This is a genomic window from Streptomyces sp. NPDC006368, from assembly GCF_040612535.1.
In the GTDB taxonomy this organism is placed as follows: domain Bacteria; phylum Actinomycetota; class Actinomycetes; order Streptomycetales; family Streptomycetaceae; genus Streptomyces.
On record NZ_JBEXQK010000002.1, the window covers coordinates 241149 to 266490 of the forward strand.

Here is a 25342-nt window from a genome sequence, read left to right on the forward strand (position 1 = left end):
TCCCGTCGCGTGAGGGTCAAGCCGTCCGTGCGGCCGGACGTCGCAGGACCAGATCGACGGCGAACACGCGCTCTCCCCACTGGGTTCCGTGCACATGGGCGCGGAGGTCCTCGTCCGCCTCGGTGGGTTCGACACGGGCCTGTATCCAGCACGGCGCGTCGAGCTCGGCATAGCGGGTGAACGTGCTGTCGAGGCCGACGAGGAGGGCGTCGGGCTGCCGGGTCGCGGCGCGGGCCGCCTGCCGGGCCGCCTCGATCAGCACCATGCCGGGGACGTGGTCGACCGGGTGGTCGGAGAGGACCGGGTGGTCGGTGTCGACGCGAAGCTCCCAGCGGGTGCCCCGGTTCGCCGCCGGAGCGGCGAGCAGGACGTGCTGCCGGTCCGTGTGACCGACCTCGGCGGGGTCGATCGGCTCCGGCAGGGCGCGTCCCGTCCTGGTGGGGCGCTCGCCGCGCAGCCGCCGGTGGACGGCGGGGCTGGTGCAGCTGAAGCGCGCGCCGCCGGTCGCCACGGGCAGTCCGTCGCGCCGGACGGTGAGGTCGTAGCGCATGCCGGCGAGGGACCGGCCCCGGCGGACGATGTCGTGGCACACCGCGTGCAACTCGACATCGGTCGGGGTGGAACCGGTGGCGAACGCGGAAGCGGTGGCGGTGAACGACAGATCCCACATCAGGAACTGATGGCCGAACGGCACGTCGTACTCGGCGTGGGCCAGCAGTATCCCGGCCTGCCGGATCGACTCGACCAGGAGCAGCGGGTCCTGGTGCCCGCCGGCCGGGGCGAAGAGCGCGTGGCTCCGTGGCCATTGGGCCCGGACGACGAAGGAGTCCGACAGACCGGCTGAAGCGGTGGTGGCGGCCTGAGCGCTGGTGTCGGCTTCCCAGCCGGTGAGGAGCACCTCCGCCACGGAGGCGCGGTGGACGTATCCGCGCGGGACCGTGGTGGTGAGCAGTGACCTTGTCACCGAGGCGGCGTCCATCCCGGGGGCTTGCACTGTGCTCGGCATCCGCGGCACTCCTGCCTGTCTGTGGACAGGGGTCGACCGGGCCGCGCGCCCGGACCCCCCGTCGCTTGGAACGCGTGCAGCCTCAAAGATACAGGCCGACCTGTCTGTTTTCTGAGTAAAACCTTTCTCAAGCGTCGCAAGGCGTACGGTGCGGACCCTGCTTACGGCCACCTTTTACGGCCCGCCCCCTACGGCAGTGGGGTCCCACGTAGCCATAACGGTGCCGATATGTCACTGCCCCTCGGCTGTTACCAGGGCTTATCCCCCACTCCGGGCGGTCGGCATCGACGGACCCACGCTCCGACGGAAGTACATTGACAATCCGACAGCCTTGCCTGATACGGTCCCTCACCGTGAGCGCACAACAGTTCGCTGTGGCGTGACTCAGGAGGGGGAAGATGAATCAGCAGGTCGTGGACGCAGAGAGACCGCCCATCGAGCAGCGGGGCCCGCGGCCCGCGCTCGTCCCACCCGGCGGTTTCCCGCCACAGACCGCGGCGGACCCGATGGGGGCCGGCAGCGGGCAGGCGCTACGCGTGCTCGTCGTCGAGAACGAGGCCCGGACCGCGGACACCCTGGTGCAGGAGCTGCGCCGCCACGGCTACCTGGCCAGGAGCGTGGCCACCGGCGCCAAGGCGCTCCAGGCGCACCACAGCGTCGATCTGATCCTGCTCGATCTCGACCTTCCGGATCTGGACGGACTGGAGGTGTGCCGACGGATCCGGGCGGTCGGTGACGTCCCCGTCATCACCGTGACCACGCGCGGAGCCGAACTCGACTGCGTGCTCGGGCTCCAGGCCGGGTCGGACGACTACGTCGTCAAGCCGTACGGCCTCCGGGAACTGCTCGCCCGCATGGAGGCGGTGATGCGCCGGGCCCGTCCGCGGCGGCCGGTGGCGCGGGTCCTCACCCACGGGCCGCTGCGCATGGACGCGGGGAGCCGCGAACTCCTGCTGGCGGGCCGGCGGGTGGAGTTGACCCCGAAGGAGTTCGACCTGTTGTACCTGCTCGCCTCCCAACCCGGCACCACACTCTCCCGCCGCCAGCTGATGCGTCAGGTGTGGGACGACGACTGGTCGCACCGGGGGCGGACCATCGACACCCACGTCAGCAGCCTCCGGGGCAAGCTCGGGTCGAGCAACTGGATCGTCACGGTGCGCGGGGTGGGGTTTCGCCTCGGGCACCCGTGACGGACGGGGGTTCCGGGCGGCGGCCCGCGCAGGGCGGCTTACAATGCAGACAGGTTTGTTTGTTTCTGATACGAGGACAGGGATGGCTCAGCAGGAGCGAGGCATCAGGTCGAAACGCTCGATCCTGGAGGCCGCCGCGGACGTGTTCGGCGAGCGCGGCTATGACGCGGCGAGCACGAACGAGATCCTCGCCAGGGCGGGTCTCACCCGGGGCGCCCTGTATCACCACTTCCCATCGAAGGAAGCGATCGCGGCCGCGCTGGTGGAGGCGCAGAGCGAGGCCCTGCTGGTGCCCGACCAGCCGGTGAAACTGCAGGCCGTCATCGACCTCACCCTGGGATTCGCGGGCCGGCTCCAGTACGACAAGGTCCTGCGGGCCAGCGTCCGGCTGGTCGTCGAGCAGTCGTCCTTCTCGACCCCGGCGCAGACGCCCTACAACCAGGCCGTGACGGTGATAGAGGAGCTGCTGCTCCAGGCCGACCGGCAGGGCGAGCTCCTGCCGGGGACGGATCTGCCGGAGGTCGCCTCCACCCTTGTCGGCTCGTTCACCGGCCTCCAGGTGATGTCGCAGGCCTACAGCAATCGGCGGGACCTGCCGGCCCGGGTCTCCGCGCTGTGGCGGCTGATCCTGCCGGGCCTGGCAGCCCCGGGCATGCTCCCGCGGCTGCGCACGACCGCGTTGCCCGAGCACGTGGACGCCGCGGCCGCCGGCGTGGCGGCCGTGGACGTCGGGGCCCGCGGTGCGGAGTCCGTCGGCCCCCGGGCGCCCGCGGCGACGGCGGATGCCGGCTGTCCGTAGACAACCGGCATCGGTGAACCGTCGGGTCCGGGACCGCGGGGGCGCTCCGGCCCGCGGGTTCAGGCCGCGGCGATCGCCGCGAGTTCGACGCTTCCGATGCCTCCTCTCATCTCCTCGATGAGCCAGGCGATGCGCTCTTCGTCGCGCCGGTAATGGGTCCATTTCCCGACGCGCGTGGAGCGTACGAGCCCGGCGCGTTCGAGCATGGCCATGTAGGCGGAGACGGTGGACTGCGCGAGTCCGGTCTTGGCCTGGATATGGCTGACGCAGACACCGACCTTGCGCGGATCGGTGACGGCCGGATTGACGGGGAAGTGGTCCTCGGGCTCACGCAGCCACTGGAGTACTTGGAGCCGCACGGGGTGGGCGAGCGCCTTGAGCGGTTCGATCAAGGGCGTGAGCTCGCCTGTTGTGGGCGTGTCGTGTGTCGTCATGGGCCTTCCCGAACGGGTGTGGAGCCGATTTCGATTCATCGATGATAGTCGATACGTTACGCCATCGTCGGCTTCGCGACCCTGGGCCGACCGATGGGCGGAACCACTTGACACGACGTATCGAGGTTCTGCGATACTTCGATAAGTCGCTGTTCCGCACGGCACGGTCCCGTACCGCATGCCATTGCAACGGAGGGTTTTCACATGCCTATTGGGCTCATCGCCCTGGCACTCGGGGGCTTCGGCATCGGCCTCACGGAGTTCGGGATCGTAGGTCTGCTGCCGGACGTGGCGGGTGACTTCGGCGTCACGGAGTCGGTCGCCGGGTACCTGATCTCCGGGTACGCGCTGAGCGTCGCGATCGGCGCGCTCGGGCTGACGGCGGCGATCGCCCGCTTCGACCGCAAGAAGGTCCTCGTCGCCCTGATGCTGCTGTTCATCGCGGGCAACCTGATCTCCGCGATCGCCCCCACGTACTCGCTGCTCATGGTCGGCCGGGTCGTCGCGGCCCTGTGCCACGGAGCGTTCTTCAGCATCGGCGCCGTCGTCGCCTCCGACATGGTCGCGGAGAACAAGAAGGGCAGCGCCATCGCTCTGATGTTCGGCGGTCTGACCGCCGCCAACGTCCTGGGCGTGCCGCTGGGCACCTTCCTCGGCCAGCAGCTCGGCTGGCGCTCCACCTTCTGGGCCATCACGGTCATCGGTGTCATCACGCTGATCGGCATCCAGGTCCTGGTGCCGCGGACCACCGCGGCGGCGCAGACCAACCTGCGCAGCGAACTCGCCGTCTTCCGCCGCGGCCAGGTCTGGGTCTCCATCGCGCTGAGCATCCTCGCCTTCGGCGGTGTCATCGGCGGCTACACCTACATCGCCTTCACGCTCACCGAGGTCAGCGGCTTCTCCACCAGCGCCGTGCCGTGGCTGCTCGTCCTGTTCGGCGTCGGTACGTTCATCGGCAACTTCGTCGGCGGCAAGGCGGCCGACAAGTCCGTGAACACCGCCCTGATCAGCATCATGGCCGTCCTCGCCGTGGTCATGGGCGCCTTCGCCCTCACGGCGGAGAGCAAGGTCGCGACGGTCATCATGCTGCTGCTGATGGGCACCATCGGCCTCGCGACCGCCCCCGGCCTCCAGGTGCGGACCATGAAGCACGCCCAGGACGCGCCCACCATGGCCTCCGGCGCCAACATCGCGGCCTTCAACGTCGGCAACGCCCTCGGCGCCTGGCTCGGCGGGCTCGCCCTCGCCGCCGGCTACGGCTTCGTCTCGCCGCTGTGGGTCGGTGCCGGACTCGCCCTCGCCGGACTCGTCGTCGTGACGGCCGGTTCCCTGGGCGGCCGGTCCAAGGCGGCCGTGACCGCTCCGGCCGGCGTCGTACCGCGCACGGACAAGGTCGAGGTCGGCGTCGGCTGAAGGCGCTGACGAACAGCACACAGATAATTCAAGAATTCAGGGCCGAGGAACCGGAAGGTTCCTCGGCCCTGAATTTTTTGCTGCTCGGGAGCGGCACTCACAAAGGTCAGGAAATAAGAAGCCGGTACGCCGGAGCACCCAAGCCGACCAGCAGCTTTGACACTTCTCTGACCTTCTCCAGACAGTCCTCTAAAACTTTCATGAATTGCCCTGCCAAGGCATGACAAAGCCTGAACCGGAATCCGTTGAAACGGGCTGGGCGGTCGGACAGAATTTTCTTGCCACCCGATGGAAACGTCGGACGTATTCCCGGACACGTTGCTCAGAAACGTGATTCCCCGCGCCCGAAGACGCGCGCGTGACGCACCTCGACGGAACGAAGGTGCGCCTTCAGTCTCCGCACCCACCAACCCGAGAGGGCGATGCCCGTGTCCCGCTCCCTGCCCCACGCCGTCCCGGCTCCGGCCACCACCGACCGGCCCGGACTCGTCGAGGACGTCCTCAGCACCAAGGACCGCGTACGCGTCGCCGGGTTCTTCCCCGGCCTCGGAAGCCGGGCCTTCTACCAGGGCCTCGGCCGGTCCCTCCTCGACTCCGGCGTCCCGGAGATCACCCGCGTCTACCGGGACGCCGCCCGCGCCCTCGGTTTCCCCACCCGCCCCGACCTGCTCCTCATGGCCTCCGAGAACCTTCCGCCGGGGAAGCTGGAGCGGCAGGGCTTCATCGGGGCGGCCCTGCTGGTGCACAGCCTGGCGCTTGACGCGTACCTGCGGGACCGGGTCGAGAGGAACGGGACGCCCGTCCGCTTCGTCGCCTACACCGGCGAGAGCTTCGGCGTCCTGACGGCCGCGGTGGCGAGCGGGTCCCTGTCCGTCGCCGACGGCGTCAGGATCGCCCAGGCGTTCACGCCGCTGATGCTCCTGGCCGCCGGCGCCCGCAGCAGCGACGAGGCGTTCGCCCGGGGCATCGCCTGCTACCTGCCCGAGTCCGCCCGGGAGACGTCGCTGGTGCCGGGGCCCTCCCACGTCGTCGGCGTGAAGGCGCAGAGCCCGGCGGCGCTCGCGGCGGTCCTGGACGCGCTCCGCGCGTCGTACCCGCCCGCGGACGTGGAGCTGCACAAGGCCTACTCGCCGACGCAGGCGAACCTCTACGTCCGCGCCGGCGCCAAGGCCGGGTTCGACCGGTTCCTGACCGCGTTCCCCCACGTGACCACCCAGGAGCTGAAGGACCCGACCGTCTTCCTGGCCCACTCCGCACGGATGCGGCCCGCCCGTCAGGGCCTGGAGCGGTTCCTCGACATCAACCGGATCCGCTTCGGCACGCCCCGCGTCCCGGTGGTGTCCAACCACGACATGTCCCTGCTCACCACCGCGGACGACGTCCGCCAGGGGGTCCTCGCCATGACCGACCGGGTCATGGCGTCGCAGGACACCTGCGAGGTCCTCAACACCCTCGACGCCGACATGGTGCTGGAGCTGGGGCTGGGCAACAAGTCCGTCCAACTGCTGAAGGACAACAACGTCGCCGCCCCCGTCATGGGCTACACGGGGAGCCGCGAGGACACCGACAGGTTCCTGCGCGCCGTCACCGTGATGGACGGCCTGATGGCCCGGCTGGAGCACCTGTACGCCACCGGAGACCGGCTGGAGGCGGGGGACCACGACGCCCTCCGGGACCTGTTCCGCCTCGCCGCCGAGAGCGACTTCTGCGACGACTACTTCTCCCGGACGCTCGGACGCGTCATCACCGCCGAGATGCTGCGCCCCGACCGGGAGGGGTCGCCCGCGTTCCACGAGCTCCTCGAAATCTTCCAGCACACGCGCAACCACCGGGAACACATCGCCGTCGAGCGGGGTGAGCTGGTCACCAGAGCGCGGCTGAAGAAGAGGATCACCGGCGAGGACCCCGCGCTGCTGGGCCACGCCTACATCGAGCTGAAGGTGATCGACCACGCCGGCGACGCCGTGACGAGGACGGTCGACACCCGCCGCCCGGAGGTCGTCGTCTTCCACTTCGACAAACTGGCCCACCTCGACGACGACGACGTGGCCCGCGGGATCCAGTCGCTGCTGGACACCCAGCCGACGGCGCTCCAGGCGTACCGGCAACTCCTCGACGGCCTGCGCCTCGCCGGCGCCGGCGTGCCCCGGGCGGGATACCGCGTCGTCTACCAGTACCTGCTGTTCCACACCCTCGCGCAGCACCGGCCCGCGCTGTTCGCGCAGAGCGACTCCTATCTCGAAGGCGGTGACACGCTGGGCTGGCTGGTCGCCCTGGCCGTCTCCGGGGCGCTCTCCCCGGCCGACGCCGTCACCCTGTACGCGACGCGCTCGCGGGAGGACGCCGTCGAGCGGATGCTGAACGGCCTCACCCGGGCCCGGACTCCCCTGGTGTCGCCGGAGGGTGTGCCGGTCCAGTCCAGGAAGGACCTCCAGGACGCCACCCGCGCCGTGCTCCGGGGGACCGCCCTCACCACCGAGGTGCGGCGGATCCACCTCAACGGCAACTGCCAGATCATCGCGGTCGGTTCGGACCTGGACGAGAGCGGCGTCGACGCCGGTCCGTGCGCCACGCACGTCGTGCGGGTCACGGAGCCGGCCGAGGCCTGGAAGAAGCGTCTCAACCCCGCCCTGGACGCGGTCGAGTACGCGTGTGTCCTCGCCCTGACCGACGAGAACCGCCGCGTCCTCGACAACGCCCGGAGCCGCCGGGTCCTCTCCAGCACGGTCTACGCGTACATCGACATCGACGAGTCGGTCGTCGGCTTCGGCAAGGGCGGCAGCGAGTCCATGACGATCTTCGTGAGGAAGGAGGGCGAGGACCACATCACGGTCCGCAAGATCCTGAGCGAAGCGCTCACGACCGCGCGGTGGAACCCGGACGGGGACGGCGTGATGCTCCCGCCGTTCACGAAGGCCAGGAAGCAGGCCGAGTTCCTCCAGGCCCTGCCCGCATCGGTGCGCGGCTACTTCCCCGAGGTCTTCACCGTCCTGGAGCGGGAGGTGCCCATCCCGTCCCATCTGCGACGGGGCGACCGGACGGTCGACAGGGAGGTCATCTACGAGATGAGCTACGTCGCGGGAGAAGAGGTCAGCCGGTTCGTCGAGAAGCAGGGACCCCCGCCGCCGGTGGTCGCCCGGCTCTACGAACAGATCATCCGCGTGCTCAACGAGCGGGTGCACAGCGTGGAGCGCGTCCCGGCGCCGGGCGAGACGCTGGACGTCTCGTACTTCAGGAAGATCGAGGACCGCCTGGACCTGTGCCGCCGCACAGCGCCCCGCACCTTCCACGAGCACCTTCTCGACACCGAGCGGATCGTCGTCAACGGCGTCCCCTACCTCAACTCACCGGCCCTGCTGAAGCGGTTCCGGGAGGCCCCGGAGTTCGCGCGCGTCCTCGAGCCGGCCTTCCACTCGCTCGTCATGGGCGACACGAACACCGAGAACATAAAGATCACCAACAGTGAGCCGCTGCTGCACGCCCAGCGGGTGATCGAGTCGGGGGCGGCTCAGCAGGACATCGACGCGGCGCTGGAGGCCATCACCGCCCGGTCGCTGGGGATCAAGTTCCTCGATCCGCGGGCCATCGGCTTCAAGAGCGACGGCAGGGACACCCGTGACGACCCGATGTACGACAACAAGCCCTGGCACAACTCCATCGGCCACTACGACGAGATCCACTTCGAGCAGTTCACCATGACCGTCGACACCGGTGCCGGCAGGACCCCGCGCGTCGACATCGCGTTCCGGGACGGCAACCCGTACCGGAAGGCGTACCGGGTGCGGGACGTGACCGCCCACGGGGGCACGGTCGACACCGCCGCGCCGCAGGGGATGGAGGACTACTTCGCCCCCGTGATGACCGCCGCGCTCGGGCTGGACGACCCGGACTCGGCCTATCGGAGGGACGATCCGTACTGGCTGATCCGGTTCGTGTTCATGATGGGGCAGCACTTCACCGCCATGCCGCCGTTCCACTTCCAGAAGGAGCTGGACGGCACGCTCCTGGACACCTACCAGACGCAGTGCAGGCCGGTGGCGATCTACTGCGAAGGCATCAAGTGGCTCAACTGGGCGCTGCAGATGCTGGAGGGCACCAGGACCGAGTTCCTCGGCCTCGACGTGCCGCCGCTGCCGCACCTGCCGCGCTGACGGCTTTTTCCCCCCGGCCCCCGGGCAGCTGTCCTGCCCGGGGGCCGGTCCCCGAACTCCCGCTCCATGGAAGGACTCCGCGATGACCTCCGCTTCGTACCCCGTCCCGGTGGACGGCCTGCACCACCTGTCGAACGAGACCCGCGTGATCGCCACCCCGTGGAGCCGCATGGTGCGCGGCATAGGCCTGGGCCAATACCCCATCGCCTACGACCCCGAGGGCGCCGCGCGGATCCGCCACGCGTTCGACCTGCTCGCCGCGAAGGGGGTCGAGGAGAACGCCTACGCACGGTTCTCCCGGCTGCTCGCGGACTTCGTCCTCGATGTCGGCGATCCCGCCCGCCCGCTGCGCCGCGCCGACCTCGAACAGCGCCTCGGCCCGATCCTGGACGCCGTGCGGGCCGGGGAGAACCCGTACTTCCGGCTCATGGCCGGCTGCATCCTCATGGACGCCTTCGCCAAGCTGGAACTGGACACAACCCTGCTGGTCAACGCCGGGACGGACTTCCCGGCGGAGATGCTGGCCGTCGCCGACACGATCGAGCCGGACCGGATCAAGGACGAGAACGCCGGCCGGCACGGCCACTACGAGAAGCTGTCCGCGTACTCCGCGGTCTTCCTCGCCCTGGGCCAACTCGGCCTGGAGGACCGGCTTGTGTCCGGGCGGCGCAACCACGTCCGTGAGGCGCTGGGCCTGCTGGAGAGGATCCCGGCCCCGTTCTTCCGGGGGCGCGGCGGCGCCATGCTCCTGTCGGTGGTCTCGCTGCTGGGATTCGGTCGGTTCATCCACGGCGAGGGCCGGGACCACCTGAAGGAGGTCCTCTCCTACCTGGACCGCGCCGACGAGCTGAACAGCCCCCCGGCGTTCCCCCAGCCCATGTCGGAGAGCTTCACGAAGATCTATCCGCTCCTGACCATGCTGAACGCCATCGCCATGAGCGGCCGGCCGGAGGAGTACCTCACCTACGGCCGGGACCGGCTGGCGGAGGCGAAGGAGCTGCTGGCTCGCATCACCCCGGTGGAACGCACCCACATGGGCCTGTACTACATCATCGCCCTGCACAACCTCGGCCGGCTGGACGAGGAGGTCCCGGACCTGAACGCCCTCGTGGAGGACATCGTGGGCCAGTGGGTGCACATCGACCCGGGAGCGAACTACTTCCTCAACGGGATCTCGTACGCGTACATCCTCCAGACGGCCATGCTCACCGGCCGCACGGACCTGATCGGCGACAAGACCCTCGATCGCCTGGTGGACGGCTTCCCCGACCTGGACCGCACGGACGACGACCGGGTCAACCGCCCCTATCCCTTCGCCTACACGCTGAACGTACTGGCGGAACTGGGCTCCTCCCACCTCCTGTTCGAGCCCAGGGACGCCTACGACGGCTCCACGCCCATCGCCTGGGTCATCGACCGGCTCTCCGAGGGGGGCAGGGACGAACACCGCCTGTACATGCTGCACCACGCCCTCGTCAGCCACGCCCTGCGCATGCGGGGCCCGGAGCGGGGAGAGACACCGCTGTTCAGGGACTTCCCCATGCGGAACCGGAGCCTCGCGGGCCGGCCGGCGTAACCCCGGTGGTCGTGCGTGTCCAGTCGGCCAAACCGAACGCGAACCAGAACCGGAACCGGAACCCGAACCGGAACGCGAGCATGCGAAAGGCCCCGGGACCGTGTGCGCGTGCGCACGGTCCCGGGGCCCCTCGCGTGCGGCTTACTTGTCCGCCACCGGCTTGCGGAGCTGGATGTTCAGCTCCTTCAGGCGGGACTCGTCCAGCTCCGTCGGCGCGCCCATCATCAGGTCCTGGGCGTTGCCGTTGAGCGGGAAGGCGATCGTCTCGCGGATGTTCGGCTCGTCGGCGAGGAGCATGACGATGCGGTCCACGCCCGGGGCGATGCCACCGTGCGGCGGGGCGCCGAAGCGGAGGGCGCGGAGCATGCCCGCGAACTCGTGCTCGACGGTGTCGCGGTCGTAGCCCGCGATCTCGAAGGCCTTCAGCATGATCTCGGGCTCGTGGTTCCGGATGGCGCCGGACGACAGCTCCACGCCGTTGCAGACGATGTCGTACTGCCAGGCCAGGACGTCCAGCGGGTCCTTCTCCTCCAGGTCCTTCATGCCGCCCTGCGGCATGGAGAACGGGTTGTGGGAGAAGTCGATCTTTCCGGTCTCCTCGTCCTTCTCGTACATCGGGAAGTCGACGATCCAGCAGAAGCGGAAGACGTTCTCCTCGAACTGGCCGGCGCGCTTGGCGGCCTCGACACGGACCGCGCCCATGATCTTGGAGACCTCGTCGAACTCGCCCGCGCCGAAGAAGACGGCGTGGCCGGGCTTGAGGCCGAGGCGGTCGACGAGCGTCTTGACGTCGTCCTCGGTGAGGAACTTGGCGATCGGGCCGGTGAAGGTCATGTCCTCGCCGACGCGGATCCACGCCAGGCCCTTCGCGCCGTGCTCGACCGCGTAGTCGCCGAGGCCGTCGAAGAACTTGCGGGTCTGCGACGCGACGTCCGGCACCGGCAGGGCGCGCACGTGCTTGCCCGCGAACGCCTTGAACTCGGAGTCGGCGAAGACGTCCGTGATGTCGACGAGCTCCAGCCGGGCGCGCAGGTCCGGCTTGTCGGAGCCGTACTTCAGCATCGCCTCGCGGAACGGGATCCGCGGGAAGGGGGAGGTGACGTGGCGACCGCCGCCGAACTCCTCGAACAGCTCGGTCATGAGCTTCTCGATCGGCTGGAAGACGTCCTCCTGCTCGACGAAGCTCATCTCGACGTCGAGCTGGTAGAACTCGCCCGGAGAGCGGTCGGCGCGGGCGTCCTCGTCGCGGAAGCAGGGCGCGATCTGGAAGTACCGGTCGAAGCCGGAGATCATCAGCAGCTGCTTGAACTGCTGCGGCGCCTGCGGCAGCGCGTAGAACTTGCCCGGGTTCAGGCGGGAGGGGACGACGAAGTCACGGGCGCCCTCGGGGGAGGTCGCGGTGAGGATCGGGGTCGCCATCTCGTTGAAGCCGAGGGCCACCATCTTGGAGCGGATGGCGGCGATGACGGCCGAGCGCAGCATGATGTTGCGGTGCATGCGCTCGCGGCGCAGGTCGAGGAAGCGGTACTCCAGGCGCCGCTCCTCGTTGACGCCGTCGTCGGTGTTGATCGTGAACGGCAGCGGGCCGGACGCGCCGAGGACCTCCACCTCGGACACCTCGACCTCGATCTCACCGGTGGGCAGATCGGGGTTGATGTTCTCGGCGCCACGGGAGACGACCGTGCCGTCGACGCGGACGACGGACTCCTTGGTCTGCTTGTCGAGCGCCTCGTACGCCGCGGTGCCGGGCCGGGCGACCAGCTGCGTGATGCCGTAGTGGTCGCGCAGATCGATGAAGAGGATGCCGCCCAGGTCGCGCCGATTGTGCAGCCAGCCGCTCAGCCGGACGCCGGTGCCGACGTCAGAGGCGCGGAGCTCGCCGCAGGTGTGGGACCTGTACCGATGCATCGTCGTTCATCCAGTCTTCGGGATAGGGGTGCAACTCGACCTGTCAAGGGTACCGGCCGCGCCAAGGGGGGCTCCCAAGATCGCACGGTGGCGGCCCGTCGGCTCCTCTTCTTAGAGTGGTCCAATGCGTACCGAGGACGTCCTGGCCGCCATCGCGACCGGCCTGTGGCGCTGGGACAACGCGACCGGAATCGTCACGCTCGACGCGGAGGCGGCCCGGCTCCTCGGTCTGCCCGCCGAGCCGGTGGAGCTGACGGAGGGCGCCGTGCGCTCCCGCTTCCACCCCGTCGACTGGAACGAGATCGACGGCGTCGTCAACCTCGCCGTCGCCGAGGGCACGCTCGCCGAGGCCCGGCTGCGGATCATGGACGGGAGCGGCCGGGTGATCCGTACCGTACGCAGCCGCTCCAAGCCCCTGCTGAACGGCACCGACTACTGCCTCGTCGGCACCCTCCAGGAGGTCGCCGAGCCGCAGCCGGGCACGGCCGCCCGGACGCCCGTCACCGGTGACTGGCGCCGCTCGCGGGAGGCGTTCCTGCTGGACGCGGGCCGGGCGCTGGCGGAGGCGCGGTCGACGGCGGAGGTGCTGCGGGTGGCGGCGTCGCTGTCGATGCCCGGGTTCTCGCCGGACGGCCTGGCGGTCTTCGGCGTCGCGGGGGACCGGCTGACGATCATCGGGCACCACGGGCACAACCCGGGTGACGACGGGCCGTTCACGGAGATGCCACTGGACACCGACTATCCGGCGGCGGAGGTGGTACGGACGGGGCGGGCGATCTACCTGCCGTCGCCGGCGGAGTACCGTGCCCGCTTCCCGACGACCTGGCCGTTGGCAGAACGCTTCGGCAGGGAGTCCTGGGCCTTCCTCCCCCTGATCGTCGCGGGCCGGACGATGGGCGCCTGGATGGCGGCGTTCAAGCACCGGGTCGCCTTCACACCCGACGAGCGGTCGGTGCTGACGACCGTGGCGCGGATGCTCGCCCAGGCGCTGGCGCGCGCCGGGGTCGCGGAGTCGGAGCGCGAGCTGTCGCTGGGGCTCCAGCGCACGATGATGCCGGTGCTCGGCCCGGCCATCCCCGGCATGGAGGTGGCCGCGCGGTACGTGCCGACGGGCGGCGGGCTCCAGGTCGGTGGCGACTGGTACGACATGATCCAGCTGCCCGGGGGCACCTCCCGTGCCGGTGGCCACGAGGGAGGGCGTTTCGCGCTGGTGATCGGCGACGTCCAGGGGCATGACGTGCGGGCGGCCGGGCTGATGGGCCAGCTGAGGATCGCGCTGCGCGCGTACGCCTCCGAGGGCCACCGCCCGGACGCGGTGCTGTCGCGGGCGTCGCGCTTCCTGTACGGCATCACGGACGGCGCGGAGGGCGATCCCGGCGCCACGCGGTTCGCGACCTGTCTGTACGTGGAGGTCGACCCGGCCACGGGCACGCTGGACATCGCGCGGGCCGGCCACCCGGACCCGGCGATCCGGATGGCCGACGGCACGGTGGTGCTGCGGCCGACCGAGGGCGGGCTGCCGCTGGGCATCGTCCCGGACACCGACTATCCGACGACGCGGCTGACGCTGGAGCCCGGCGAGACGCTGATGGTCTGCACGGACGGACTGCTGGAGACCGGCGGGCACGATCTGGAGACGGGCTGGACCCGGATCCGCAAACTGCTCGAAGCGCACGACCCCGCCGATGCGCTGGAGGTGCTGGCCGACAGCCTGGTCCAGGCCGTCCACGGGCCCGGCTCGCACCACACCACGGGCCCGCTGGTCGACCGCCGCGAGGACGACATCGCGGTGCTGCTGCTCTCCCGGACGAACGGCATGGCGCACCGGCGGACGGGCCGCCGCACCGCGCTGACCATCGCGCAGGCCGAGCCGGAGCGGATCGCGGCGGCCCGGCGGCAGCTGCGGGAGCTGCTGCACGACTGGGCGGACGAGGAGCAGGCCGACGCGGCGGTCCTGATGCTCTCCGAGATGCTCACGAACGTCCTGGTGCACACCGACGGCAACGCGCTGCTCGTCGCCGAGGCGACCGGCGAGCACGGCACGCGCCGGCTGCGCGTGGAGGTCGCGGACGGCAGCGACGAGCTGCCGCACAAGCGGCGGCCGGGCGAGATGGCGTCGTCGGGGCGCGGGCTGCTGCTGATGGAGATGCTGGCGCACGCGTGGGGCGTGGACCCGCGGGGCGAGGGCAAGTCGATCTGGTTCGAGCTCTACGAGGATGCGGCGGGCGGGCCCGGGGAGCTCGGCGGGGTGGCGCCCCCGCCCGCGTAACGCGTCCGCAGCTCGCCCATCACGCCGAACGCGGCGGCCGTGAGCGGCACGGCCAGCAGCATCCCGAGGATCCCCGCCACGGAGGCGCCCGCCGTGATCGCCAGCATGACGACGGCGGGGTGCATCTGGACCGTACGGGACTGGATCAGCGGCTGCAGGACGTGCCCTTCGAGGAGTTGTACGGCGAGGACGACGCCGATCGCCCAGAGCCCGATGACGACGCCGCGGTCGGCGAGGGCGACGAGGATCGCCACGGCGCCGGAGATGAAGGCGCCGAGGTAGGGGATGTAGGCGCCGACGAAGACGAGCGCGCCGAGCCCGACGGCGCCGGGGACGCGCAGGATCAGCATTCCGGCGGTGATGAGGACGGCGTCGATGAGCGCGATGAACGTCGTCCCCCGCATGAAGCCCTCCACGGCCCCGAAGGCGCGGCGGGCCATGGCCTCGACCTGGTCGGCGCTGTCGCGCGGGACGGAGGAGCGCAGGGCACGCAGGGCGCGGGCCGAGTCGCGGAGGAAGAAGAAGACGAGGAGCAGGGCGAGGACGGCCATGGCGATCATCTCGCCGACCACGCTGAGCCCGCTGATCACCCCGGACGCGGCCGTTCCGCCGAACTTGCCGAGCAGCTCCCTCGCGTTGGCGGCGAGGTCGTCGAGCGAGGTACCGGCGGCGCCGAAGTGCCGGGCGAGGCTCGTGGCGGCCCGCCGGAGCGAGGTGATGATCTGGTCGCCGGTGTCGATGAGCGCGGCGACCACGATGTACGTGGCTCCGCCGACGACGGCGACGACGGCGGTGCAGGTGAGGCCGGCGGCGAGCGACCTGTTGACCTTCATGGCGACGAGCCGCCGGTACAGCGGCCCGAGCAGCGCCGTACCGAGCAGGGCGAGCAGCACGGGCGTGACGGCCGTCCGGAACCTGACGCAGAGCCAGACGCCGATGGCGGCGACACCCGTCACGAGCAGGACGACGACGCACCAGGCGGCGAGGCGGCGGACGGGCTCGGGGAGCAGCGTGTGCACGCCCTCAGCGGATCACGGCGGGCCGGGGTCCGCCCGTGGACGGACCCCGGCCGGGTGACGAACCGTCAGCCGGCCTGCGCCACGCGCCCGCGTAGGCTCCGACGAGCCCGAGCCCGAGGCCTGGGCCGGGGCCGAGCACGAGACAGGCGACGGCGGCCCGGTGCGGGCCTCGACCTGCTGGAAAACCGGGGTGTGCCACTGCGCTGCCGTGCGGGCCGGTGCCGCGCACGCCGGCGTGCTGGATGCCGGGGCGCCGCACTCGGTCGTCCCGCATGCCGGTGCCTTGGACTCAGTTGTCCCGCATGCCGCCGTCCTGCATGCCGTGGACGGCCGGGATCCGTCCGAGCCGCCCGGCCTGGAAGTCCTCGAAGGCCTCCCGGAGCTCCTCCTGGGTGTTCATGACGAACGGCCCGTAGTGCGCCATGGGCTCCCGGATCGGCTGTCCGCCGAGGAGGACGACCTCCAGGTCGGGGCTGTTCGCGTCCTGCCTCTCGTCCGCGCGGACGGTCAGCGAGCCTCCGTCGCCGAACACGGCGGTCCGGCCCGTGTGGACGGGCCGCCGCTCCCCGCCGACGGAGCCGCGGCCGGCCAGTACGTACACGAGGCCGTTGAAGTCCGACCGCCAGGGCAGCGTGACCTCGGCACCGGGGCGGAGCGTGGCGTGGACCATGGTGATGGGCGTGTGCGTGATGCCGGGACCCTGGTGACCGTCGAGCTCACCGGCGATCACGCGCAGCAGGGCGCCGCCGTCGGGGGAGGTCAGGAGCTGGACCTGGCCGCCGCGGATGTCCTGGTAGCGGGGGTCCTTCATCTTGTCCTTGGCGGGCAGGTTCACCCACAGCTGGAGGCCGTGGAAGAGCCCGCCGGACATGACGAGCCGCTCCGGCGGCGCCTCGATGTGCAGCAGCCCGGACCCGGCGGTCATCCACTGGGTGTCGCCGTTGGTGATGGTGCCGCCGCCACCGTTGCTGTCCTGGTGGACGAAGGTCCCGTCGATCAGGTACGTGACGGTCTCGAAGCCGCGGTGGGGGTGCCACGGGGTGCCCTTCGGCTCTCCCGGCCGGTACTCCACCTCCCCCATCTGGTCCATCATGATGAACGGGTCGAGGTACCGGTAGTTGATCCCGGCGAACGCGCGGCGCACCGGAAAGCCCTCCCCCTCGAAACCGCTGGGCGCGGTGGTCACGGCCAGCACCGGTCGCGGCACGGCACCGGCGTGCGCGGCGACACGCGGCAGCGTGAGCGGGTTCTCGATGGTTACGGCGGGCATGGCAGGTCCTCCTCGGGGGCGGGCTGCGTCCAGATTAGTTGAAGACTGAACTTCTTGCTATCGGAACACGCCCCGGTGTCCCGCCATTCCCAGTCCCACGCTGCCCTGTCCGGAAACCGCGCGCCGTCCGCGCCCCGGCCCCGCCGTCCGCACCCCGGCTTCGCCGTCCCCGCAACGCACCGGAGCCCGGCCGTGGGCCCCTACGGGCTCCGGGAGGCCGGGCTCCGCGCCACTCCCCTCGCTCAGGAGCCGGACAGCAGCTCCAGCTCCCCCACCACCTGGTCCCCGCTCTTCTCCCCGGTCGGCCGGAAACCGAGCCGCAGATAGAACTCCTCGGGCCCGTCCTCGCCCTGCCCCCAGGTCACCGTGGCCCGCGTGCCGCCGCGCCTGCGGATCTCCTCGCACACCGCGTCCACGGCGAACCGCCCGTAACCCATCCCCTGCTCACCGGCGGCTATGGCCAGCCGCCAGAGCCCGGACCGGGGCCGGTCGTCCGGGTCCTCCGGGTCCTCCGGGTTGAAGCGGACGTCGAAGAAGGCCATCACGAAGCCCACCAGCCGGTCACCGTCGAAGATCAGCCGTGGCCAGGCGACCTCGGGCTGCGCGTACGCCTCGGCCAGCGACCGCGCGACCGGGGCGACGAACCGCTCCTGCGTGGGATGGACCGCGATGCGGCAGGCGTCGAGGACGTTGTCGGGGGTCACCTTTTCCAGGCGGAGTCCGGTTGTCATGGACGGCACCCTAGGGACACCGATGTGCGGCGGTCGCCCGGATTTCCCGCCGTGCGGTCAGCCGTACATCCGCCGCATGGCGAAGTCGACCATCTGCTCGACGGCCTTCGCGTCGAAGACGATCCGGTGGTCGCCCTCCATGTCGAGGACGAAGCCGTACCCGGTGGGCAGCAGGTCGATCACCTCGGCGCCGGTGATCACGAAGTACTTGGACTCCTTGCCCGCGTACCGGCGCAGCTCCTTCAGCGAGGTGAACATCGGGATGACCGGCTGCTGGGTGTTGTGCAGCGCCAGGAAGCCCGGGTTGTCACCGCGCGGGCAGTACACCTTCGACGTCGCGAAGATCTGCTGGAAGTCCTCGGCGGACAGCGACCCGGTGGTGAACGCCCGCACGGCGTCCGCGAGCGACGGCGGCGACGGCTCCGGGTACAGCGGCGGCTGCTGCGCGTAGCCCTGCTGGGGTGCGTACTGCTGCTGGGCACCCGGGTTCTGGTCGTAGCCGTACATGGCCCCTAGCGTACTGAGTACGAGCCTGCCTCGTGGCTCCGCCCGCGTACCGGGACGGGCGGGCGGGCTCACCCCATGCGGCGGGGCGGCGGCGTCGCGCGCGGGCCGGGACCGCCCGCCATGGGCCGGACCGAGTCGTATGACCTGTCGCGGGGTGAGGAGAAGAACCGATGAGGCACACGCGCGCGGCAGGGAGGCGCCACACGGCCGGATCCGCGGCCGTCGCGGCGACTGCGCTGCTGCTCGCCGGCTGCACAGCCGGACATGGCGACCGCGTCGCCGACGAGGACCGGTACCCGCATTGGCAGAAGGAAGCAGGGGCGCCCGAGGCCGCCGCCTTCATGAAGGCGCAGGTTCCCCCCGGTGCTACCGAGGTGAGGGGCGCCGTGCGCGTACAGCCACAAGAGCGCGTCTACCTGTTGTCCTTCCTGACCGACCAGAAGACCGCCAGGTCCATAGCCGACGACCTGCGGCCCGAGCACCCTCTGGAGGCGCAGGACCTTTCCTCCTCGCTGAGCGGGGACGGTTTCCAGCACCTGGGCCTGACCCCGCCGCAGGAACTCAAGGGGGCTCGTTCGACGAGTGCGTGTCCTCCCTGCGTCGGTGACGCTCGGAGGAGTCACGTCCAGGCCGTCGAAATGCCTGTAGGAGACGGCATGGGCGATCGGGTACGGGTCTACCTGGCCGCGTACTGACTAGCGGCGCAAGAAGCCCACACGGCTCCTGTCGACGTGAGGTGGCGGTACGGCGTCCTGGCATTCACCCCGCTCGGGCGCGCGGAACGCCCGGTCGCAGCGGTCGCAGTGGGCCGGCCGCCTCGCCCCGGCGACCCTCAGCACGTTCGTCGCCGTCGCCCCTCCGCCAGGGGGCGCGGGACCTGATCGGCAGCATCGCGCACCAGGCGCGGCCATGCCCTCACTGCCGCTACGTCAGTCCGGCAGGCGGCCCTTCTTCACCGCCTCGACGAACGGCACCCATGCCCGGGCGGCGAGGACCAGGGCAGGGCCCTGGGGTGCCTTGGAGTCGCGGACGGGGACGACGCCGGGGATATTGTCGGCGACCTCGACGCACAGCCCTTCGTAGCCGTTGCTGTAGGTGCTCTTACGCCAGCGCGCGGCGCCGGAAAAGCCCTGAGCAACCTCGACGCACTCACCACCCGTGCCATTGCTGTGGCTACTTTTGCGCCAACATGCCGAGCTCAAGTCGATGTTGCTGGTCGCCATTTCGATAATCCTCCGCCGCAGCATCGATCATGGCCAGGGACGCCTCAGGCGGCAGTGCGACGGCCCTGAGCAGATCGTACGACTCACGGTACTGCTTCACGAGCGCTGGAAAGTCGATGAGTTGGCCACTGTGCAGGCTTTCCGTGTACACCACCGGAGGAGCGTCCGTGAACGTCATGACCCTGGTCATGCCCATCATGAACGGATGGGCAGCGGTCGTTTCCGGAACGATCTGCAAAATGGACCGGGTCGCCCTCACCACCTGCGCGATGTGCGTCAGCAACTCGGCCATGCCCCGGGGCGGGAGCACCCGGCGCCGGATCACGGACTCGTCCAGGATCGCCCAGAAGGCCGGAGGGTTCTCTGCCTCGAACAGCACAGCCCGCTCCACGCGGGCGGAGACCTTCACTTCGACGTCGTCATCCGTGGCTCGGGGCATCGCGGCCCGGATGAGCGCCCGTGCGTAAGGGGCTGTCTGTAGAAGCCCCGGAACGAGCATGGGCGCCCAGTCCTCGATCGACTCAGCGTACTGTTCCATCTCCGCCACGTCCGCGAAGTACTCCGCGTGCCCCGACTGCTTGGCCCTGCGCGCGTCTTCACAGCGGCGTTGGAAAAAGCCGTCCGTCTGGAGCCGTTCGTCCACGTGCCGGGCCAGATCCAGCGGCATACGGCGCTCGCCGCGCTCGATCTGGCTCAGGAACGGCACTCCTCGGAAGCTGCCCTCGGCGAGTTGTTCAAGGGTGAGACCGGCCGCCTCGCGCTTGTAGCGCAATTCGGCGCCGTAGAAGGAGGGGACGTTCGCCGACGCGTCGGGATCCTTGCGGGAGGGCACAACTACCACCGCCATTTGCCAGTCACCTTGCGTAACCCAAACCCCTTCCACGGTACGCGGCACGACGCCAGGCTGTGACCGGTTCGTCACAGCACGCACAGGAAGGCACTCCCCATGCCCGACCCCCACGACATCGAGGCCCAGGCCACCGTCCAGGAGCTGCGCGGTGCGCTCGCCGCGCATGACATCAAGCTGCCGTCCCTCGGGAGGGACTTCGGGACGCCACCCCTGGTCATCCTCGGGAACTGCAACATCGCCACCGCCCGCGCGCTCAGCGCCGTCCTGCGCAAGGCGGCCGGCCGGTGAAGCCGCTCACCGTCCGGTTCCTCGCCGTCCCGAAGGAGGTGGGCGAGCTGCGTCGCGCGCTGCGGGAGCACGTGGGGGCGCCCTGCGCGGACCTTCAGCTGTGCGTGAGCGAGCTGGTGGGCAACGTGATCGCCCACCTGGGAGAGGGCACCCCCGTCACCGTCCGGGTGTACGGGACCGGCGGGCGGGTCCGGGTCGAGGTCGGTGATCCGGACCCGAGGGCGTGGCCCCTGCTGCGCTCGGTGGGCGAGCGGGACGAGTCCGGGCGCGGGCTCGCGCTGGTGGAGGCGGTGTCCCTGCGGTGGGGCGTCCTCCACGGGCCGGGCAGCGGCAAGACCGTCTGGTGCGAGCTGCCCCAGGAAGCGGCCCAGGATGGTGCCCGGAGCGCGGCGGGCGCCAGGGGGCGGGAGACGGGGACGGCCCCGCACGACCCTGACCCGATGCCGTACGCCGTCCGTCGGTGAGCGGGGGAGCGGTGCCGCCCGTGAGACGAAGGGCGCGAAGGGCCTGAGGCGAGTGAGCCGAAGGGGCGCGGGTGTCGAAAAGGAGATCACGCGCAGGGCCCGAGGAACGAGGACCGAGCATGATCGACCGTCGACACACGCTCCAGCGCCCCGGAGGTGAACCGAGCCACAAAAAGACACCGGGCTTGCTCTTATTACCGGCGGGTAGCATCATCGTAGCTACTAGCTGGTACGTGTACGAGGGTCCTGCCTCCCCGAGCCTTACGGAGCCGTCGCCATGGGGCACTACAAGTCGAATCTCCGCGACATCGAGTTCAACCTCTTCGAGGTTCTCGGGCGCGACAAGGTGTACGGCACCGGTCCGTTCGAGGAGATGGACGTCGAGACGGCGAAGAGCGTGCTCGACGAGCTCTGCCGCCTCGCCGAGAACGAGTTCGCCGAGTCGTTCGCGGACGCCGACCGCAACCCGCCGGTCTTCGACCCGGAGACGAACACCGCGCCGATCCCGGAGAGCTTCAAGAAGTCCTACAAGGCCTTCATGGACTCCGAGTACTGGCGCCTCGGCCTGCCCGAGGAGATCGGTGGCACCACGTCGCCGCGTTCGCTGATCTGGGCGTACGCCGAGCTGATCCTGGGCTCGAACCCGGCCGTGTGGATGTACTCCTCCGGCCCGGCCTTCGCCGGCATCCTCTTCGAGGAGGGCAACGAGGCGCAGAAGAAGATCGCCGAGATCGCCGTCGAGAAGCAGTGGGGCTCCACCATGGTCCTCACCGAGCCGGACGCCGGTTCGGACGTGGGCGCCGGCCGTACCAAGGCCGTGCAGCAGGACGACGGCTCCTGGCACATCGAGGGCGTGAAGCGCTTCATCACGTCCGGTGAGCACGACATGTCGGAGAACATCCTCCACTACGTGCTGGCCCGCCCCGAGGGCCACGGCCCGGGCACCAAGGGCCTGTCGCTGTTCCTCGTGCCGAAGTACCACTTCGACTGGGAGACCGGCGAGCTGGGCGAGCGCAACGGCGTCTACGCGACGAACGTCGAGCACAAGATGGGCCTGAAGGCGTCCAACACGTGCGAGATGACGTTCGGCGACAAGCACCCCGCCAAGGGCTGGCTGATCGGCGACAAGCACGACGGCATCCGCCAGATGTTCCGCATCATCGAGTTCGCCCGCATGATGGTCGGCACGAAGGCGATCGCCACCCTGTCGACGGGCTACCTGAACGCGCTGGAGTACGCCAAGGAGCGCGTGCAGGGCCCCGACCTGGCGAACTTCATGGACAAGACCGCGCCGAAGGTCACCATCACGCACCACCCCGACGTGCGCCGCTCGCTCATGACGCAGAAGGCGTACGCGGAGGGCATGCGCGCCCTCGTCATGTACACCGCCGCGATCCAGGACGAGATCCAGGTCAAGGAGGCGGCGGGCGAGGACGCCAAGGCGCTGATCGGCCTGAACGACCTGCTCCTGCCGATCGTGAAGGGCTACGGCTCCGAGAAGTCCTACGAGCAGCTCGCGCAGTCGCTCCAGACCTTCGGTGGCTCCGGGTACCTCCAGGAGTACCCGATCGAGCAGTACATCCGTGACGCCAAGATCGACACCCTCTACGAGGGCACCACGGCGATCCAGGGCCAGGACTTCTTCTTCCGGAAGATCGTCCGTGACCAGGGCGCCTCGCTGAACGCGCTGGCCGAGGAGATCAAGAAGTTCCTGGCGGTCGGCACCGGCGGCGAGGAGCTCGCCCCGGCGCGCGACGCGCTCGCCAAGGCGGCCGTCGACCTGGAGGGGATCGTCGGCGCGATGCTGACCGACCTCACCGCCACCGGCGAGGACGTCAAGAACATCTACAAGGTCGGGCTCAACACCACCCGCCTGCTGATGGCGTCCGGTGACGTGGTCGTCGGCTACCTGCTGCTGCGCGGCGCCGCCGTGGCGGCCGAGAAGCTGGAGACGGCGTCCGCGAAGGACCGCGCCTTCTACCAGGGCAAGATCGCCGCCGCGAAGTTCTTCGCCGCGAACATCCTGCCCGGCGTCTCCACCGAGCGCGCCATCGCCGAGGGCATCGACAACTCCCTCATGGAGCTGGACGAGGCCGCGTTCTAGTCCCAGTACGCGGTTTGGTCCCAGGGCGGTCCGCTCCCCGAGGTTCCCGGGGGCGGGCCGCCCTTCTTCCATGCCCGGACGACCCCGGGCCTCGCCCCGGTCACTCCGGGCGGCCGGCGCAGACGAAGAAGTGGGTCACCCGGCACATGTCCGTCGGCGCCGCCCCGCGCAGGTGGACCGCCGTGCCGTCCCCCGCCACGTACCACCGCTCACCGCGCGGCACCCGCGCCGTCGGGCGCCCGCCCGGCTCCAGGGCCACCCACCGGCCGTTCACCGTGCGGTACCAGCGGGCCTGCGCGCCGCAGTGACGGCACGTCATGGGGGAGCCGGTGCGCTGCGCGGGGGGCTGCGTGCGCGGTGCGGGCGCCACCGGTGCGGCGGGCGCCGCCGGTGCGGCGGGCGCCGCCGGTGCGGCACGCGCCACGGGGGCCCTCGGGGCGGTACGCCCCTCCGGCGCCGCCGGTATCGCGGCGCGCAGCGCCGCCGCCGTCACCGGCAGGATGTCCCCGAGACGCACCGGGTCCCGGTCGGGGGTCCCCGTGGCCGCGGTCGTGCAGGCGCCGCACAGCACCATCAGGAGCCGGGCGTTCCACTCGGCGTCGGGCGCCTCGCACGCGGCGCAGACGGGCGCGGCATGCGCGGCGGACGCGGCGTGCGTGGTCATCGTGGTCACCGGGGCACCTCCGAAGTCACGATCGGCGGACTGGTTCCGATCGTCGCAGCCACCACTGACAATCGGCCGGGCCCGGCCCCGACGCCCGCCGTAAGGTGAGGGCATGAGCAGCTCTCCCGCCCGCTTCGACCGCGGCCACACCGACGACCTCATGACCTTCCTGGCGGCCTCCCCGTCGCCGTACCACGCCGTCGCCAACACGGCGGAACGGCTGGAGAAGGCCGGCTTCGAACAGGTCGAGGAAACCGCCGCCTGGGACGGGACCGCCGGCGGCAAGTACGTGATCCGCGGCGGCGCGATCATCGCCTGGTACGTCCCCAAGGACGCCGCCCCGCACACCCCGTTCCGGATCATCGGCGCCCACACCGACTCACCCAACCTGCGCGTCAAGCCCCGCCCCGACACCGGGGCGCACGGCTGGCGGCAGGTCGCCGTGGAGCTGTACGGCGGGACGCTCCTCAACACCTGGCTCGACCGCGACCTGGGCCTGGCCGGCCGGCTGACCCTGCGCGACGGCAGCCACGTCCTGGCGAACGTGGACCGGCCGCTGCTGCGCGTGCCGCAGCTCGCCATCCACATGGACCGGCAGGTCAACGAGGGCCTGAAGCTGGACCGGCAGCGCCACATGCAGCCGATCTGGGGCCTGGGTGACGACGTCCGCGAGGGCGACCTGATCCGCTTCGTCGCCGAAGAGGCGGGCGTGGCCGCCGACGACGTGGCCGGCTGGGACCTGATGGTGCACGCCCTGGAAGCCCCCGCCTACCTCGGGCGGGACCGGGAGCTGCTGGCCGGTCCGCGCATGGACAACCTGCTGTCCGTGCACGCGGGCGTGGCCGCCCTCGCCGCCGTCACGGCCGGCGCGCCCCTCACGCACATCCCGGTCCTCGCGGCGTTCGACCACGAGGAGAACGGCTCCGAGTCCGACACCGGCGCCCAGGGACCCCTCCTCGGCACGGTGCTGGAGCGGTCGGTGTTCGCGCGGGGCGGCGGTTACGAGGACAGGGCCCGCGCCTTCGCCGGGACGGTGTGCCTGTCGTCCGACACCGGGCACGCCGTGCACCCCAACTACGCGGAGCGCCACGACCCGACGCACCACCCGCGCGCCAACGGCGGGCCCATGCTCAAGGTGAACGTCAACCAGCGGTACGCGACGGACGGCAGCGGCCGGGCCGTCTTCGCGGCGGCCTGCGAGAAGGCGGGCGTGCCGTGGCAGACGTTCGTCTCCAACAACGACATGCCGTGCGGCACGACGATCGGCCCGATCACCGCCGCCCGGCACGGAATTCGGACGGTGGACATCGGCGTGGCGATCCTGTCAATGCACAGCGCCCGGGAGTTGTGCGGCGCGGCCGACCCGTATCTGCTGGCGAACGCGCTCACGGCGTTCCTGACGGACTGACACCTCCCGTTCCGCGTAGGCGTTCCGGCTCCGGGTACCCGGAACGCCTACGAAGTTGACGAGGAGGC

General features: G+C 70.5%; 21 protein-coding genes. 11 read left to right on the top strand and 10 right to left on the bottom strand.

All coding sequences use genetic code 11. From position 1 onward, the window contains the following. Nucleotides 1-16 precede the first annotated feature (16 nt). On the bottom strand, nt 17-1006 hold the full coding sequence (locus ABZZ38_RS02945; RefSeq protein WP_356735042.1) for a ScbA/BarX family gamma-butyrolactone biosynthesis protein: 990 nt from the start codon (nt 1004-1006) through the stop codon (nt 17-19). A 506-nt stretch (nt 1007-1512) separates the two neighbouring features. On the opposite strand from ABZZ38_RS02945, the gene ABZZ38_RS02950 reads away from it, so the two are divergent. Further along, complete coding sequence (locus ABZZ38_RS02950) at nt 1513-2196, top strand: response regulator transcription factor (RefSeq protein ID WP_356735281.1); 684 nt, start codon at nt 1513-1515, stop codon at nt 2194-2196. Nucleotides 2197-2278: 82 nt separating this feature from the next. Next, a complete protein-coding gene (locus tag ABZZ38_RS02955; protein ID WP_356735044.1) occupies nt 2279-2995 on the top strand; it encodes a ScbR family autoregulator-binding transcription factor in 717 nt (238 codons plus the stop codon). Between the two features lie 59 nt (nt 2996-3054). Here ABZZ38_RS02955 and ABZZ38_RS02960 read toward each other — a convergent pair whose 3' ends face one another. Continuing rightward, a complete protein-coding gene (locus ABZZ38_RS02960) occupies nt 3055-3429 on the bottom strand; it encodes a metalloregulator ArsR/SmtB family transcription factor (RefSeq protein ID WP_356735046.1) in 375 nt (124 codons plus the stop codon). Between the two features lie 204 nt (nt 3430-3633). Between ABZZ38_RS02960 and ABZZ38_RS02965 the strand changes: the two genes are divergently transcribed. The 3 genes from ABZZ38_RS02965 to ABZZ38_RS02975 all read left to right on the top strand — a co-directional run bounded on the left by ABZZ38_RS02965 (nt 3634) and on the right by ABZZ38_RS02975 (nt 10569). Then, nucleotides 3634-4842, top strand: coding sequence for an MFS transporter (locus ABZZ38_RS02965; RefSeq protein ID WP_356735048.1), 1209 nt, complete (start codon nt 3634-3636; stop codon nt 4840-4842). A 428-nt stretch (nt 4843-5270) separates the two neighbouring features. After that, nucleotides 5271-8993, top strand: a complete 3723-nt coding sequence (locus ABZZ38_RS02970; RefSeq protein ID WP_356735050.1) for an ACP S-malonyltransferase — start codon at nt 5271-5273, stop codon at nt 8991-8993. 82 nt (nt 8994-9075) lie between these two features. Then, complete coding sequence (locus tag ABZZ38_RS02975; protein WP_356735052.1) at nt 9076-10569, top strand: hypothetical protein; 1494 nt, start codon at nt 9076-9078, stop codon at nt 10567-10569. Between the two features lie 141 nt (nt 10570-10710). Here the strand turns inward: ABZZ38_RS02975 and aspS are convergent, their stop codons facing one another. After that, a complete protein-coding gene (gene aspS, locus ABZZ38_RS02980) occupies nt 10711-12477 on the bottom strand; it encodes an aspartate--tRNA ligase (protein WP_356735054.1) in 1767 nt (588 codons plus the stop codon). A gap of 124 nt (nt 12478-12601) precedes the next feature. Between aspS and ABZZ38_RS02985 the strand changes: the two genes are divergently transcribed. Further along, nucleotides 12602-14746, top strand: coding sequence for a SpoIIE family protein phosphatase (locus ABZZ38_RS02985; RefSeq protein WP_356735056.1), 2145 nt, complete (start codon nt 12602-12604; stop codon nt 14744-14746). On the opposite strand, the gene ABZZ38_RS02990 is transcribed toward ABZZ38_RS02985, so the two are convergent. The 4 genes from ABZZ38_RS02990 to ABZZ38_RS03005 all read right to left on the bottom strand — a co-directional run bounded on the left by ABZZ38_RS02990 (nt 14686) and on the right by ABZZ38_RS03005 (nt 18273). Beyond that, a complete protein-coding gene (locus ABZZ38_RS02990) occupies nt 14686-15765 on the bottom strand; it encodes an AI-2E family transporter (protein ID WP_356735058.1) in 1080 nt (359 codons plus the stop codon). The two genes, ABZZ38_RS02985 and ABZZ38_RS02990, sit on opposite strands and share 61 nt — an antisense overlap. A gap of 289 nt (nt 15766-16054) precedes the next feature. Further along, nucleotides 16055-17035 carry a pirin family protein gene (locus tag ABZZ38_RS02995; protein ID WP_356735060.1) on the bottom strand — a complete coding sequence of 327 codons (981 nt, stop codon included), beginning with the start codon at nt 17033-17035 and terminating at the stop codon, nt 16055-16057. Nucleotides 17036-17277: 242 nt separating this feature from the next. Further along, nucleotides 17278-17766 (bottom strand): GNAT family N-acetyltransferase, encoded by a 489-nt coding sequence (locus ABZZ38_RS03000; RefSeq protein ID WP_356735062.1) that lies wholly within the window; start codon nt 17764-17766, stop codon nt 17278-17280. Nucleotides 17767-17823: 57 nt separating this feature from the next. Next, nucleotides 17824-18273 (bottom strand): SseB family protein, encoded by a 450-nt coding sequence (locus ABZZ38_RS03005; protein ID WP_356735064.1) that lies wholly within the window; start codon nt 18271-18273, stop codon nt 17824-17826. 170 nt (nt 18274-18443) lie between these two features. On the opposite strand from ABZZ38_RS03005, the gene ABZZ38_RS03010 reads away from it, so the two are divergent. After that, a complete protein-coding gene (locus tag ABZZ38_RS03010; RefSeq protein WP_356735066.1) occupies nt 18444-18968 on the top strand; it encodes a hypothetical protein in 525 nt (174 codons plus the stop codon). A gap of 234 nt (nt 18969-19202) precedes the next feature. Here ABZZ38_RS03010 and ABZZ38_RS03015 read toward each other — a convergent pair whose 3' ends face one another. Continuing rightward, a complete protein-coding gene (locus ABZZ38_RS03015) occupies nt 19203-19496 on the bottom strand; it encodes a DUF397 domain-containing protein (protein ID WP_356735068.1) in 294 nt (97 codons plus the stop codon). Next, entirely contained in the window at nt 19447-20328 is an 882-nt protein-coding gene (locus tag ABZZ38_RS03020; RefSeq protein WP_356735283.1) for a helix-turn-helix transcriptional regulator, read from the bottom strand. Before ABZZ38_RS03020 ends, ABZZ38_RS03015 begins: the two co-directional genes overlap by 50 nt. Nucleotides 20329-20442: 114 nt before the next feature. Between ABZZ38_RS03020 and ABZZ38_RS03025 the strand changes: the two genes are divergently transcribed. From ABZZ38_RS03025 to ABZZ38_RS03035, 3 genes are all read left to right on the top strand, one after another. Further along, on the top strand, nt 20443-20634 hold the full coding sequence (locus ABZZ38_RS03025; protein WP_356735070.1) for a hypothetical protein: 192 nt from the start codon (nt 20443-20445) through the stop codon (nt 20632-20634). Then, complete coding sequence (locus ABZZ38_RS03030; protein WP_356735072.1) at nt 20631-21098, top strand: ATP-binding protein; 468 nt, start codon at nt 20631-20633, stop codon at nt 21096-21098. The genes ABZZ38_RS03025 and ABZZ38_RS03030 overlap by 4 nt, the downstream gene beginning before the upstream one ends. Before the next feature lie 277 nt (nt 21099-21375). Then, on the top strand, nt 21376-23202 hold the full coding sequence (locus ABZZ38_RS03035) for an acyl-CoA dehydrogenase (protein ID WP_356735074.1): 1827 nt from the start codon (nt 21376-21378) through the stop codon (nt 23200-23202). A 100-nt stretch (nt 23203-23302) separates the two neighbouring features. Here ABZZ38_RS03035 and ABZZ38_RS03040 read toward each other — a convergent pair whose 3' ends face one another. Next, the gene (locus ABZZ38_RS03040) at nt 23303-23866 is read right to left on the bottom strand and encodes a DUF6083 domain-containing protein (protein WP_356735285.1); all 564 of its coding nucleotides are present in this window, start codon (nt 23864-23866) and stop codon (nt 23303-23305) included. 112 nt (nt 23867-23978) lie between these two features. Here ABZZ38_RS03040 and ABZZ38_RS03045 point away from each other — a divergent pair, with 112 nt between their 5' ends. Then, nucleotides 23979-25274, top strand: coding sequence for a M18 family aminopeptidase (locus ABZZ38_RS03045; protein WP_356735076.1), 1296 nt, complete (start codon nt 23979-23981; stop codon nt 25272-25274). Nucleotides 25275-25342 lie beyond the last annotated feature (68 nt).

What these genes read in the sequence shown, in the direction of transcription:
- ABZZ38_RS02945 (WP_356735042.1), bottom strand. Translation starts at nt 1,006, where the DNA reads ATGCCGAGCACAGTGCAAGCCCCCGGGATGGACGCCGCCTCGGTGACA.
- ABZZ38_RS02950 (WP_356735281.1), top strand. Translation starts at nt 1,513, where the DNA reads ATGGGGGCCGGCAGCGGGCAGGCGCTACGCGTGCTCGTCGTCGAGAAC.
- ABZZ38_RS02955 (WP_356735044.1), top strand. Translation starts at nt 2,279, where the DNA reads ATGGCTCAGCAGGAGCGAGGCATCAGGTCGAAACGCTCGATCCTGGAG.
- ABZZ38_RS02960 (WP_356735046.1), bottom strand. Translation starts at nt 3,429, where the DNA reads ATGACGACACACGACACGCCCACAACAGGCGAGCTCACGCCCTTGATC.
- ABZZ38_RS02965 (WP_356735048.1), top strand. Translation starts at nt 3,634, where the DNA reads ATGCCTATTGGGCTCATCGCCCTGGCACTCGGGGGCTTCGGCATCGGC.
- ABZZ38_RS02975 (WP_356735052.1), top strand. Translation starts at nt 9,076, where the DNA reads ATGACCTCCGCTTCGTACCCCGTCCCGGTGGACGGCCTGCACCACCTG.
- aspS (WP_356735054.1), bottom strand. Translation starts at nt 12,477, where the DNA reads ATGCATCGGTACAGGTCCCACACCTGCGGCGAGCTCCGCGCCTCTGAC.
- ABZZ38_RS02985 (WP_356735056.1), top strand. Translation starts at nt 12,602, where the DNA reads ATGCGTACCGAGGACGTCCTGGCCGCCATCGCGACCGGCCTGTGGCGC.
- ABZZ38_RS02995 (WP_356735060.1), bottom strand. Translation starts at nt 17,035, where the DNA reads ATGCCCGCCGTAACCATCGAGAACCCGCTCACGCTGCCGCGTGTCGCC.
- ABZZ38_RS03000 (WP_356735062.1), bottom strand. Translation starts at nt 17,766, where the DNA reads ATGACAACCGGACTCCGCCTGGAAAAGGTGACCCCCGACAACGTCCTC.
- ABZZ38_RS03005 (WP_356735064.1), bottom strand. Translation starts at nt 18,273, where the DNA reads ATGTACGGCTACGACCAGAACCCGGGTGCCCAGCAGCAGTACGCACCC.
- ABZZ38_RS03010 (WP_356735066.1), top strand. Translation starts at nt 18,444, where the DNA reads ATGAGGCACACGCGCGCGGCAGGGAGGCGCCACACGGCCGGATCCGCG.
- ABZZ38_RS03015 (WP_356735068.1), bottom strand. Translation starts at nt 19,496, where the DNA reads ATGGCGACCAGCAACATCGACTTGAGCTCGGCATGTTGGCGCAAAAGT.
- ABZZ38_RS03025 (WP_356735070.1), top strand. Translation starts at nt 20,443, where the DNA reads ATGCCCGACCCCCACGACATCGAGGCCCAGGCCACCGTCCAGGAGCTG.
- ABZZ38_RS03035 (WP_356735074.1), top strand. Translation starts at nt 21,376, where the DNA reads ATGGGGCACTACAAGTCGAATCTCCGCGACATCGAGTTCAACCTCTTC.
- ABZZ38_RS03040 (WP_356735285.1), bottom strand. Translation starts at nt 23,866, where the DNA reads ATGACCACGCACGCCGCGTCCGCCGCGCATGCCGCGCCCGTCTGCGCC.
- ABZZ38_RS03045 (WP_356735076.1), top strand. Translation starts at nt 23,979, where the DNA reads ATGAGCAGCTCTCCCGCCCGCTTCGACCGCGGCCACACCGACGACCTC.